The following is a 12,687-nucleotide window of genomic DNA, read 5'->3' as shown; positions in this document are numbered from 1 at the left end:
GCCCCATCAGTGATCGGCTTGGGCAATTAACCCATCGATATCCAGGTACTGGGCAGCATTGCGATAGTTCGCGGCGCTATCGAATGGAAGAGAGCCTAGAAGAGGAGCCGGCAGTAGAGCCTTAAGGGTATGCAGATTCTCCTCTGCGCGAGCCATACCCTCACCACGTACAAAGTTGGCTACCCAACCCACTAACGGAAGCCCATCACGGCGGATTGCCTCTACTGTGAGTAATGCATGGTTGATACAGCCAAGTTGCATGCCCACCACGAGTATGACCGGTAGGTTTAGTTCCCGGGGCAACTGGGACAGAAAGCTTCTTGGGCCCAACGGGGTGCGCCAGCCACCAGCACCTTCGATCAAAACCAGGTCGGCCCCTGCAGACATCACTCCCCGACAGACGCCAGCCATCCGCGCAACATTTAACTGCTTACCCACCTCTGCGGCCGCTATATGCGGAGCAATAGCGGGCTCCAGGGCAAAGGGGTTTACTTGCTGGTAAGGCAGCTTCAGAGTCATCGCTTCCTGGAGCAAAAGGGCATCTTCATTGCGCAGGCCATCATCCGTGTGCTCACATCCAGATGCCACAGGCTTCACTGCCGCCGTTTGCAAGCCTGCCTCCGCCGCTGCCGATAGCAGTGCGGCGCTCACATATGTCTTGCCGACCTCGGTGTCAGTACCGGCGATAAAATAGGTTTTTGCCAAGGCCTAACCCCCTCCTCCAATAAAAGTTAACTTTTTTCATAACGTGACTTTTCACGCCACTCAGATGGTGATAAATTAACCCGGTAGCGCAAATTTTGAACAAATCAGGCCGTACATCGATAAGAAGGCACGGGGTTGCGCTCACACAATAACCCCCTTTTAAAGGGGACAGACAGCAGGGATGCGGTGTCATTGCGAAATAACCGACAACTACCCGAACTGCTTAAAGACCATGCGATACCTGACCTTTGCCCTGCTCCTGCTGGTGCCAATCTTTGCTTCAGCGAAAGTTGATCCCGTTGACCACGTCGTAGTTTATAAGTCCAAGAAACTCATGCAGCTGATACGGGACGGCCGTGTCGTGAAAAGCTATACCGTGTCTTTTGGCGATAACCCCAGGGGACACAAGGTTCGCCAGGGGGACGAGCGCACCCCTGAAGGCCGCTACACACTGGACTGGAAGAATCCCAACAGCCGTTTTTACCGTTCAATCCACGTGTCCTATCCCAACAAGCAGGACCGTGCACGGGCAGCCAAAATGGGGGTCAGTCCCGGCGGTGACATTATGATCCACGGTATCAAGCCCCAGTGGTCCTATATGGAAAAACACCTGCGCCGCACCAACTGGACCGATGGCTGTATCGCCGTGGCCTCCAATCGCGAAATGGACGAAATCTGGGCTCTGGTGAAGACGCCAATCCCTATCGACATCTACCCCTGATCTCTTCAATCTTGCACCCGGCTCCCTGCGTTGCGATAGGCGCAGGTCAGCCGGATTTTTTTGCCCTGCAAGCGGTGAGATTCATATAGATCACCTCGTAAGTTACCGGCAATCCTCGCTCTTCCCGCTTATTTTCATAGGCTACGGACAAGTGCTGCAGTTTGCGACGACCTGTCATACCTTTATCCGCCGCCCGGTTAATATTGTGTGCACCCACTCCCTTAAGCTCCCGCATCAACTGCCGCAGGCTATCAAAGTGCAGTAGGCGCAATTCATCCGTAACCAATCCGCTGAGGTCACTGTGCAGTGCCGCTTCACGCCATTGCTCGGCGGGCAGGAACTGATTGACATGTACACCCTCATCCACTTGAGCCCAACTCTGTTTCAATTCCACCAGGGTTTTAGGGCCAAGGGTGGCAACCAGGCACCGCCCTTCAGGGGCCAGTATTCGCTGCAACTCAGCAAACAATTGCGGCAGGCGGTAGCACCATTGCAGCGCCATACTTGAAAACACCAAATCAATACTACCCGCCGCCAGGGGTAACTGTTCGGCATCGGCCGCAATGTAACCATCAGCTTCGGGTCTTTGCGTCCGGGCAAACTTCAGCATCCCCTCCGCCAGATCCAGGGCAATAATTTGCGCCTTAGGAAAATGCCGCCGCAACAGTTCAGTACCGAATCCGGTGCCACTGCCCAAATCGAGGATTGTGGGGGGTGCCCAGCTGTCATCGGCTTGGGCCAACAGTTGCCGGCAGACTGCCCGCTGCAAATGGGCGCAATCATCGTAGCCCTGTGCTGCCCTGGTAAAAGAGCGAGCTACCGCAGCCTTATCAAACGGCTCAACCGGGGGATTTCCAACAGGCCCCAGAAACTCGAGTAGATATTCAGCGACGACATCAGCCTTGGCGCAATGGGGTAAATGGCCCGTCTCGGGTATGACTTTGACGGTGCCCCCACACGCCTCAATGGACCGAGCAGCTTCAATGGGAACCAAGGCATCCCTGCTGCCAAACAGGTGCAGTGCCGGCACGGACAGATTTGCCAGGTGTTGGCGATTATCCAGCTCTGCCAGACAGCACAATGCTCCCTGCCAGGCATCAGTATTTATTTGAGGTTTTTGTGCCTTAAGGTCTTTAAGCAAAGAGCGCATGGCGCTATCACCTCGTGCCTGTAGTGAGCAAAATCGCTCCCAGGTACTCTCCGGAGATGATGTAAAAGCATCGAAAAATGCCTTGAAAGTGCTCTCGGCCATGCCCGGCCAGCCATCTCGTTCCACAAAGCAGGCATTGGCAGCTATGGCCACTAACCCCAGAACTTTGTCCTGCTTCGCTATAGAAGCCAGGCGAACGGCAAGCATACCGCCGAGGGAGTGGCCAACCAGAATACAGCGAGGGGGAAGTTGCTGGTAAAGCTTCTGCAGCAAAGCTTCTAGTGGGGGCCAGTCTTCAGCACCTTGTGTAGCAAATCCAGGTAACTCAATACAGTGGAGTTGCACTTCTGTACGACGCGCCAGGGATTCTATAAGCGGCTGCCAAAGGTCTGCACTCCCGCCCCACCCATGCAGGAAAACCAAGTGTTCAACCTGTGTCACTTATCCAGTACCCCTGCGTCCTGCAAAATCTGCTGCAGCGCGCCTAGTAGCTCATCGATATCCTCGGCTCGGTGAGCCGCGCTCAGGGTAATGCGCAAGCGTGCAGTGCCCAGCGGCACTGTAGGCGGGCGAATGGCACCCACCAGGAATCCGCGCTCCTGCAATTCTCTGGCAACCGCCATCACGGTGTTTTCACAGCCCAACACCAGCGGCTGTATCGCACTGGCCGACGCGTGTAGAGGTAAGCCGAGCTGTAGTGCCCTGCGGCGGAAATAAGCGATATTTACCCGCAAGCGCCCTTGTAACTGAGGCTCATCGCGAATCAATTCGATAGCAGCCAAGGCACCGGCAGCCACTGCTGGCGTCATTCCGGTAGTATAGATATAGGGCCGCGCAAACTGGGTGAGGAAATCTATCAGTGCCCGGGAGCCCGCAATAAAGGCACCGGCATTGCCAACCGCTTTACCCAAGGTACCCATCACAACCGGGGCTTGTTCCTGGGTCAGCCCCGCCAGGGCACAGCTGCCCGCCAGTGGGTATGCTTCACTACCCATTACGCCAAAGCCGTGGGCCTCATCAACCATTAACCATGCGTTGTATTGCTTACACAGAGTGGCAACCTCAGCCAGAGGGGCCAAATCACCATCCATGCTGTAAACGCCATCCACCGCTACTAAAGTAGCGCCACCCCGGCTAGTAGCGCGCTGCAATTGGCGTTCAAGGCCAGCGAGATCGTTATGGGCAAAGCGCAGACTGTTGGCGCCACTCAAGCGGGCACCGTCAATCAGTGAGGCGTGATTAAGCCTGTCCGAAACAATATTGTCGGCCCGCCCCAACAGGGCACAAATAGTGCCAATATTCGCCATGTAGCCACTCGAGAATATCAGCGCCGCTTCTCGCCCGGTTACCTCGGCGATGCACTGCTGCAAGCGGTGATGAATATCCAGGTGACCATTAACCAGGTGAGAGGCTGTGGCGCCTGCACCACAATCTGCTCCCGCCTTCTGTGCTGCGATGACTTCCTCGCGGCTGGCAAGCCCCAAGTAGTCGTTACTGCTAAATACCAGTAGCTCCCGCCCATCGACCCGGGCTCGCGGCCCGGGTGCACGATCGAGGGTTTTTAGCTCCCGGTACAGATTCTGCTGGCGGCGCTCGGCGAGGCGCTGTTGCAGGACTTCATTCAGGGTCATTTGGCCGCGTCGTAGAAGAAGGCATCATTTTGCTGTTCGGTAATCTGCGCGTTCAATTCCGCTTCCACCTCAGCCTCATCGGCGTACTGCTGATACTCTTCTGGCTTAATACCCAGGCGACTGAACAACTGCATATCTTCGTTAGCTTCCGGATTCGCAGTCGTCAGCAGTTTTTCACCGTAGAAAATAGAGTTGGCGCCGGCGAGGAAGGCCATTGCCTGCATCTCATCGCTCATCTGCTCGCGACCGGCGGATAGGCGCACATGGGATTTCGGCATCATGATACGGGCCACAGCAATGCAGCGAATAAATTCGAAGGGGTCCAAGTCCTTTTGTTCTTCCAGCGGGGTACCTGCGACTTTTACCAGCATATTGATGGGCACTGATTCGGGGTGCTCCGGCAGGTTCGCCAATTGCATCAATAACCCGGCGCGATCTTTATCGCCTTCACCCATTCCCACAATGCCACCAGCACAGACCTTCATTCCCGCTGAGCGCACTCGCCCCAAGGTTTCCAGGCGATCCTGGTAAGTGCGAGTGGTAATAATCTCACCGTAATATTCCGGCGAAGTATCCAAATTGTGGTTGTAGTAATCGAGGCCTGCATCCGCCAACTCCTGGGCCTGATCATCATTTAACATGCCCAGGGTCATACAGGTTTCCATACCCAACGCCTTTACTTCACGTACCATCTGGGTCACGTAAGGCATGTCTTTTTTCTTGGGGGAGCGCCAGGCGGCCCCCATACAGAAGCGGGTAGCACCGCCGGCCTTAGCTGCCCTTGCCTCCTGCAACACCTTTTCAACCTTCATCAGTTTTTCCCGCTCCAGCCCGGTGTCATAGCGGGCACTTTGGGGACAGTAGGCACAGTCCTCAGGGCAAGCACCGGTCTTGATAGAGCAAAGGGTACTGACCTGTACCCGATTGGCGTCAAAATAAGCTCTGTGCACTTGCTGCGCGGTAAACATCAAGTCGCTAAACGGCATGGCGAAGAGGTCCAGTACCTGCTGGCGGGTCCAGTCGTGGCGGATCTCTGCGGCGGGCATTTGCTGGGCGGCAGTCACAGGGCGTACTCTCTCTGTTGCTTATTAAAATCGGATACTCACAGCCTGTTAGCAGGCTCTAGTGGAATCGATCAGCGGGCTCTAATTCAGCCTCTGCCGTTCAATCCACCAGACTGGCCAGTTTAGCCACGGCCAAACCGCTGTCAACTCGGAAGAGACGATATGGTTTACAAGCTTTTCAGTAGAAAACTTGCCCAAAGTCTGGCCCGCTGTCTGCTGTGCGGCGGAGTATCGGGAGAGGTTGGAATCTGTTCTGCCTGCACTCAGGAACTACCGGCGCTAGGCCGCGGCTGCCGCTACTGCGCCCTACCCTTGGCGGCGGCAAAAGATAATATTTGCGCGGCCTGTTTACAGAGGCCACCCGCCTTAAAGAAGATCAGTGCTGCCTGGCAATACGCTTACCCAATCAACCACTTAATCCAACATTTCAAATACCACCGGGACCTGGCCGCCGGACACAGCCTTATACAGCTAGCAGCCCGCCAATTGGGGCTTCCAGAGGATATGCCTGACATACTTACCCCGGTTCCTCTGCACTGGCGTCGCTATTGGCAACGCGGTTACAACCAGGCTCAACTTATTGCCAGTGGTCTGGGGCAAAACTGGTGCCTGCCAGTAGATCTGCAACTACTGCGCAAAACAACTTCCACCAAAACCCAGTCTCAACTCAGCCGCAACCAACGGCTGAAAAACCTGTCTGACAGCTTTGCCGTGCGCGGAGAAATATCGGGTGCCCATATCGGCCTGGTAGACGATGTTGTAACCACGGGAGCGACCCTTGAAATCATCACTCGCCAGCTACTCACAGCCGGGGCAAAACAGGTCAGCGCCTTCGTTTTGGCCAGAACGCCATGACTGTTCGGCGCGACTACAAATAGACCCATAGTCACCCCAACGTCACAATAGCTTACCTTGCCGTTCTGGCGCCTCAGTCCCTCATCTGCCAGCACTGCTAAGGTTCTAACAGCGACTAAATTGCCCGCATTTCTGTTGTCGCGGGCCAGGAATTCAGCGATGAGTGAATACAAGTTGCCACGGGGCATTGTCATCAGCGGCACAGGCCTGTGGACCCCACCGGAATCTATTAGCAATGAAGAGTTGGTAGATGCCTATAACACCCATGCCGAGCAGTACAATCTTGAGCATGCTCAAGAGATTGAGGCCGGTGAGCGCGCAGCAAAACCTTTCTCTTCTGCAGAATTTATCGAGAAGGCCTCAGGCATCAAGAGCCGCTATGTGGTGACCCGCGATGGCATCCTTGATCCGAAGCGTATGCGCCCCCTTATTCCCGAGCGCGCGGATGACGAGCTGAGTGTACAAGCCGAAATGGGCTTAAAGGCCGCCAGGCTAGCCCTGGAGAAAGCCGGTAAGCAGGCGTCTGACATTGATTTGGTCATTGTCGGTGCCTCCTATATGCAGCGCGCCTACCCCGCTATTGCTATTGAAATCCAAGGTGCACTGGATATCGATGGTTTTGCCTTTGATATGGAAGTGGCCTGCTCCTCAGCCACCTTCTCACTTCAGCGTGCGGTGGATGCGATCTGCTCTGGCTCAGCCAAAACTGTACTGGTCATCAATGCCGAGCTGGCCTCACCACAAGTGGATTACACCGACCGAGACAGCCACTTTATCTTTGGCGATGTAGCCGTAGCCAGCATTATCGAGCGCAGAGAAACCTGTACTGTCGAAAGTGCCTGGGAAATTCTCGGCACCAAAGCGAAAACCGTTTTCTCCAACAATATCCGTTCGAACTTTGGCTACACCGCTCGCGCCGCCGATGTGGACCCTTTTGGTCCCGGTAAGTTGTTCCGCCAGAATGGCCGAAAGGTATTTAAAGAAGTTTGCCCCATGGCGGCATCTCATATTGAAGCCCATCTGCAAGAGACGGACACCGATCCTCACAGCGTGCGCCGCTACTGGCTCCATCAGGCCAATATCAATATGAACAACCTGATCGCCAAGAAGCTAATGGGTGACAATGCAAGCGTTGAACGCGCGCCCATCGTTCTGGACCGCTACGCCAACACGGCAAGTGCCGGTTCAGTTATCGCGTTTAATTTGCACAGCGATGACTTGCAGGTCGGCGACCGGGGAATTATCTGTTCCTTTGGCGCAGGCTATTCTATTGGCAGCTTGGTATTGGAAAAAATCTCCATTTAATTTTGAAATATTTTCGGAGTTCGGGAATAAATACTGAACTCCGAAACAACCACCAAAAAGACCGGTGGTTCTCACTACCACTAACACCAGGATTTTATTAACCGGCGACCTGGCCTTCACAAATATCTATTAAAACTATGCGCGATCCAGCCGCAGCGCATAGCAACCATAAGCAGCGAAGCGCAGCAGAGCGAAATCAATCTGATCCTGCATAAAATATTCACTCACTTCTGTTTTTATTTGTTCAGGGCCCACCAATTTCGCAGACACGATATGCTCTTCAGCGCTATAGGCGCGAAGCACTAGTGGCACACCATTCTTGAAATAATCTTCCGCATTATTATTTAGCGGGGGGAAGCTGTTCTGTACTCTGAAGTTTTGTTCCGGCTGTGGCTGCGCCAGTACAAATACAGGCCCGTACTCCCGATAAGGACCGGCAAAAGAGAAAGGGCAGTAGCTGGCCAGGAGGATTTTCTCCCCGGGCCGTGCGCGCCGCCGCACATCACGACATGGCTCACCGCCCTGGGCGCTCAGCTGCCGTACCGGCTGCCCTAGATCATCTAGACCTGCTTGACGAACCTTTTCTAAAAAATCTTCGCGGATAGGTGTTACGGTAAAAGTCATGGCTAAGGTCACCCCACTTGCTAAAAGAGCGAGGTTACTGAACACCAAACAGCATCGCTGGCCAGATTCGGGCGCGTCATTCCAAGTGAGTAGCAGTTATTTTTTTGCGGACTCTTCAAGCTCACTCAACAGACCTTCCGCCCAACTGATCCAGGTCTTTTCCGCCTCAATACCCAAAAGCAGGGTTTGATGTGCCAACCAGTAGCGCTCCTGGAGCGCTGTATCACTCTTTAATACGCGCTCATTTTGCTCCTGGTAACTTTCCAGAGAGCTGCGATGTTGGCGCAGTTGGCCCTCCAGAGCATCTCGCATTTCATCCTTGCTCAGGTTGTGACCGGCGAACATACGCACCAGAAAAGGCTCGCGAATCTTCTGCGGCGCACTGGGCTGAATGACCCAGTCACGCAGCTCGGCGCGGCCTAGATCCGTGAGGCTATAGACCTTCTTGTCCGGCTTGCCTTCTTGGGCCTGCTCCTCACAGTCCAGCAGGCCCTCCTCATGTAACTTGTGCAGCTCGCGATACATCTGCTGATGGCTGGCACTCCAGAAGTGGGAGACGCTGCGCTCAAAGCGCCGCTTAAGGTCATATCCACTGCCGGGCTCAATATCCAGCAAGGTGAGAACGGCAAAGCGCAGAGACATGAAAACTCCAACTCATCTTATGCAAAGAGTTGCATATTAACCGGAGCCAGCCATTTATGACCAGCTGCCGGGTTTTCATAACAAGATAATTAGATTAATAAAACATTAAAAAATAGGACAAATGTATCGACAGAAACTAACAGTCGAGATGTAAGGCTAGCTTTTATGCAAATTGGAGATATAATCGCCGGCTTGTCGCCAAAGTCGTTTAGGCGGCCACTGTCTACGAGGTTGTTTGCCCAATGTCCGCGCCCGCACTATCCCCATCCAGTCCAGATGCCCCAGATGAAAAGGCTTCTGGTGCGCGCCGCTGGGACTTTATGCTGGACATCTTCGCCATGAATAGCTTCTCTTGGGCTGTAGCGATCCCCATCGAGCTGGTTCTGGCGGGTATGAGTTGGAACGAACACCTGAAAGTTCGCCTGATGGCCCTGGTATTCAATACCCTTATCGCCCGCCCATTCAGTATGTATCGCAACTGGATTGTGAACCGTTTTGGGGGTGGCGGCTTTATCAATGCCTACCTGGTAGACACCTTTGTATTCCTCAGCTTCCAGTTCCCGCTATATATGGCCAATATGCGCCTCGGTGGGGCCAGCTGGGACGAAATTGCCACCGCCAGTATTACTTTTATGCTCATCGCGGGAGCTCTTGGCCGCCCCTACGGAATTTATCTCGACTGGGTGCGCCGAGTATGGATTAATACGCTTGTCCCCCTGTGGAGCAAACGCGCTGCCTGAGGGGTCACCGATACTCGATTAGGCATTACGAGAGAGGAACATGACTGTGTTGACCGATAACGCCATTGAAAACAGTTCCATGACCGTTGGCGTGGTCGCCGGCACCCCCACAGATACCCGCTTCGGGTTGGACTTCCTCGCCGCGCGCCAACTTCGTGGCGTGGGCCTGTCCCTATCTTCCTCTCCCCAGGCCCAGACTCAATTGCAGGCGCTGGAGCGCGACGCCCTTACCCAACAATTGATCGAAGCCATTGAGCAGCTGTACCAGGCCGGTGCAGAAGCGGCCATGATCTACTGCAACTCTCTTTCCGGTGCTGTGGATATGACGGTGGTAAAAGCTGCCTCCCCCATTGAGGTGGTATCCCCTCTCGAGGTCTACGCTGAGCTTACCCAGCGCTATCGCAACTTTGGACTGTTGGCCGCCAACTGCCAGAGCTGCGCCAATATCGAGCGGGAAATACTCGAGCGCAATACAACCGCCAAAGTCATCGGTATTGGCAACTTGCAAATTGTGGAAGATATCGAGGACGGCCTCGCCGCAGAAATGATTGTTCGCCAACATGCCCTTGATGACTTGGTCGCGGCATTGGTGAAAAGCGGCGTACAGATCCTGATTTTGGGCTGCACCCATTTCGATTATTTTTATCGGGAATTGCTCGCACACTGCGATGGCATTCGCCTTTTCCTTCCCTCAGAGCGTATGTTGCAATTGCTGCAAGAGCGCATTCCCCAGGCTGCCTGAATACTATTTCCTCACGGCAGCTCCCGCGCAATTTGTTCTGGAGTTGTCGCTAAACTACCCATCCAACCTAGTAAATTGCTGCTAGATCCCTCTATGTAATCAGATGCAATCTGTGGATTAACTCCCTGCCAACAACCCGGCTACCCGATCCAAGGGCTGAACAGACGGGGCTGGCAGGCTACTTCTCTATTGGTACGTTCACTGAAGCGCCTCTGCTCCCCCCACAGCAGAAGGAAAATTTTTCTTGTACCAAAAGCGGGCTTATTGCAGTATCAAAAATCTCCGATGTGCCTGGGTATCCATTACAACAAGTCGTATTAAAACCTTTTTGGACTGCAGGATTTAGTCCAATTTAAATAACGTTGGTTACAAGGATGATAGAAACCACTTTGTCTGGGGGAATTCCCTCTCGTCACGTATTCTTGCGTGCCATATGCCTCGGCCTATTGGTCTCGGGTTCGGTATTTTTATCGAGTACTGCACAGGCCGATGTTATTACCACACTAAAAAGTCAGGTCCCGCTCTTTTGGGTGGGAATACCCGCTGTACTTGTACTGCTAATTTGTGCGTTTGCAATAAATAGGCAAGTTAAATTACGCCAATTAACCCTCGATACCAATGCTCGGCTTAAAAATTTGAGCAAGGAAAATAGCAATCTTTTCCAACAGGTACACAGTCGTAACAGCGAATTTGTCGCACTGGAAAAACAACTTGCTGATGCCCTTAGTGAGCTTGAACAATTGCGCCAGGAAAAATCTGATCTCCTCACCATAACCCGGCACCATTTACAGCATCCCCTGGATACACTTCTCGGCACTTTGAATTTATTAGCTCGCAGCGAAGACAACAATACGCGCGCCCTGGTAGAAATCGGGAAAAGACAATTAAATAGCGCCCTTAAATCCCTGGAGAACTTACATCAGTGCGGTAATGTTGAGACAGTAGAATTAAAACTCCCCACTGAAAGCCATCGTGCGCCCGGCAAACAGCTCTCTGTTTTACTCGTTGAAAACAGTAAGCATGACTCCCTTCAACCCACCCTGGAAACCATGGGCCATAACGTACAGCGGGAGTGCAATGGGATCGATGGGAGCAGCGCTGCACTGCAAAAAAACTTCGATCTTATTTTGGCAGACACCCATCTTCCATTGATGGATGGTGTTGAAGCAGTGCGGGAAATCCGTAGGGAAAGAGGTGCAGAACTACCTATTTTTGCCCTTTTACAAAATGCCAGCTCTGGCGATAAGGAGCGCTACCAGGCCAGAGGCTTTACCGGGGTATTGACCCACCCGATCGGCGACCGACAGCTGATGCAATTATTGAGCTGGGCTGTTCGCCGAAGCCAGGGCATTGCAGGCCCCCAGGGAGCAAAGCCCACTCGACTGCTGAATACCAATACCCTATTTCGCCTGCGGGATACATTGGACCACCATACGTTTGCCGAATTACTCAGCGAGCGCACCGCTACCCTGCCAAAACAAATAACGTCATTAACCAGCGCTATTACTGGACGCCACTGGCTTGATGCAGAACAGCAGGCACAAAGACTGGCTCGCTCAGCTATTGAGGTCGGCCTCGAAACAATAGCTTCTCGCTTACGTACCCTGGCCGCAAACCTCTCTATCGATAGTGAAAGAGAACATTGTCGCCAACAGCGCACAGAGCTGTTACAGCTTATGCGCGAATCTGTGCGCCAGCTAAAGGCCTGGCGCGAGCGCAATGTTCACACTGAGTGGGCATTAAAATGAACCACCCTACTGTGGCCCGATTTCGAGTTACAGTACTCTTACTGGGAAGTAGTGGGGCGGAAGAGGCGTCTGCAATCCACCGCACAAATAACACATCCCAGCGCAGCTAAGTTGAAATGCACTATTTGCACCACACTATATTGGAGTGAATAGTAGAGAGAACAAGTTATGTCAGAGCAGTATCCCGAACGCAGTCAGGAAGCCCGAGAACAAAGTGGGCGCGACCTGGCCATCATGGTTTACCTGATCCAGGCGATCAGCTTATTTACCGCAGTACCATTTTTTATCGGGGTATTAATCAACTACTTTAAGCGCAGCGATGTTCGCGGCACCCTGGCCGAGTCCCATTTCCGCTGGCAGATTCGCACCTTCTGGTTTTGGCTGCTGTGGACCATTGTTGGCTCCCTAACCATTTGGGTACTGGGGCTGGGCTACCTGATTCTGGCAATTAACTGGGTATGGGTAATCTATCGGGTTATTCGCGGCTGGCTGACACTTGTTGACCGGCGCCCAGCTTATTAATGGCAAATATTCTATTAGATGGGCCCAGTATCTTGGACCCATCTACTTCTCAGTAAGAAATGAATCCAAGATTCCCTGACTGAAATTACCGACTTTCACACCTCGTAAAAGACAAAAGCAGATTGACTAGCCAAAAGGCTGTACCGACTTTTCCTCATTTACTTTCTCAAGCCCTTATTCGCCAGAAGTTGCAGCTGCAACATTGCATGCTTCATCACAAAGTGTGCGAATATGCCTA

General features: G+C 53.2%; 13 protein-coding genes. 7 read left to right on the top strand and 6 right to left on the bottom strand.

What is annotated here, in order from left to right:
- Positions 1–6: 6 nt before the first annotated feature.
- A complete protein-coding gene (gene bioD / locus ACJJI8_RS08080; protein ID WP_413664193.1) occupies positions 7–705 on the bottom strand; it encodes a dethiobiotin synthase in 699 nt (232 codons plus the stop codon).
- A gap of 181 nt (positions 706–886) precedes the next feature.
- On the opposite strand from bioD, the gene ACJJI8_RS08075 reads away from it, so the two are divergent.
- Entirely contained in the window at positions 887–1,426 is a 540-nt protein-coding gene (locus tag ACJJI8_RS08075; RefSeq protein ID WP_444934750.1) for a L,D-transpeptidase family protein, read from the top strand.
- A gap of 46 nt (positions 1,427–1,472) precedes the next feature.
- On the opposite strand, the gene bioC is transcribed toward ACJJI8_RS08075, so the two are convergent.
- From bioC to bioB, 3 genes are read right to left on the bottom strand one after another with little or no spacing between them, the layout of a single operon-like run.
- Positions 1,473–3,017: a malonyl-ACP O-methyltransferase BioC gene (gene bioC / locus ACJJI8_RS08070; RefSeq protein WP_444934749.1), complete on the bottom strand. Its 1,545-nt coding sequence runs from the start codon at positions 3,015–3,017 to the stop codon at positions 1,473–1,475.
- Complete coding sequence (gene bioF, locus ACJJI8_RS08065) at positions 3,014–4,207, bottom strand: 8-amino-7-oxononanoate synthase (RefSeq protein ID WP_444934748.1); 1,194 nt, start codon at positions 4,205–4,207, stop codon at positions 3,014–3,016. The genes bioC and bioF overlap by 4 nt, the downstream gene beginning before the upstream one ends.
- Entirely contained in the window at positions 4,204–5,253 is a 1,050-nt protein-coding gene (bioB, locus tag ACJJI8_RS08060; RefSeq protein ID WP_413665834.1) for a biotin synthase BioB, read from the bottom strand. Before bioB ends, bioF begins: the two co-directional genes overlap by 4 nt.
- 180 nt (positions 5,254–5,433) lie before the next feature.
- Here bioB and ACJJI8_RS08055 point away from each other — a divergent pair, with 180 nt between their 5' ends.
- Entirely contained in the window at positions 5,434–6,126 is a 693-nt protein-coding gene (locus ACJJI8_RS08055; RefSeq protein ID WP_444906553.1) for a ComFC family protein, read from the top strand.
- A 159-nt stretch (positions 6,127–6,285) separates the two neighbouring features.
- A complete protein-coding gene (locus tag ACJJI8_RS08050) occupies positions 6,286–7,431 on the top strand; it encodes a beta-ketoacyl-ACP synthase III (RefSeq protein ID WP_282934520.1) in 1,146 nt (381 codons plus the stop codon).
- A gap of 135 nt (positions 7,432–7,566) precedes the next feature.
- Here the strand turns inward: ACJJI8_RS08050 and ACJJI8_RS08045 are convergent, their stop codons facing one another.
- Positions 7,567–8,055, bottom strand: a complete 489-nt coding sequence (locus ACJJI8_RS08045) for a DUF1203 domain-containing protein (RefSeq protein WP_444912000.1) — start codon at positions 8,053–8,055, stop codon at positions 7,567–7,569.
- A gap of 96 nt (positions 8,056–8,151) precedes the next feature.
- Positions 8,152–8,697 carry a PadR family transcriptional regulator gene (locus tag ACJJI8_RS08040; protein ID WP_444906556.1) on the bottom strand — a complete coding sequence of 182 codons (546 nt, stop codon included), beginning with the start codon at positions 8,695–8,697 and terminating at the stop codon, positions 8,152–8,154.
- 242 nt (positions 8,698–8,939) lie between these two features.
- Here ACJJI8_RS08040 and alaE point away from each other — a divergent pair, with 242 nt between their 5' ends.
- The 4 genes from alaE to ACJJI8_RS08020 all read left to right on the top strand — a co-directional run bounded on the left by alaE (position 8,940) and on the right by ACJJI8_RS08020 (position 12,449).
- Complete coding sequence (gene alaE / locus ACJJI8_RS08035; protein WP_413664185.1) at positions 8,940–9,437, top strand: L-alanine exporter AlaE; 498 nt, start codon at positions 8,940–8,942, stop codon at positions 9,435–9,437.
- Between the two features lie 40 nt (positions 9,438–9,477).
- On the top strand, positions 9,478–10,179 hold the full coding sequence (locus ACJJI8_RS08030; protein ID WP_444906557.1) for an aspartate/glutamate racemase family protein: 702 nt from the start codon (positions 9,478–9,480) through the stop codon (positions 10,177–10,179).
- A gap of 374 nt (positions 10,180–10,553) precedes the next feature.
- Positions 10,554–11,927, top strand: a complete 1,374-nt coding sequence (locus ACJJI8_RS08025) for a response regulator (RefSeq protein WP_444934747.1) — start codon at positions 10,554–10,556, stop codon at positions 11,925–11,927.
- Positions 11,928–12,095: 168 nt separating this feature from the next.
- On the top strand, positions 12,096–12,449 hold the full coding sequence (locus ACJJI8_RS08020) for a DUF4870 family protein (protein ID WP_444906559.1): 354 nt from the start codon (positions 12,096–12,098) through the stop codon (positions 12,447–12,449).
- The last annotated feature ends 238 nt before the right edge of the window (positions 12,450–12,687 follow it).

It is taken from the genome of Microbulbifer maximicatervae (SeqCode), assembly GCF_052467695.1.
The sequence above is the reverse complement of the archived record's forward strand: the minus strand, read 5'-3'. Positions and strand labels throughout refer to the sequence as shown.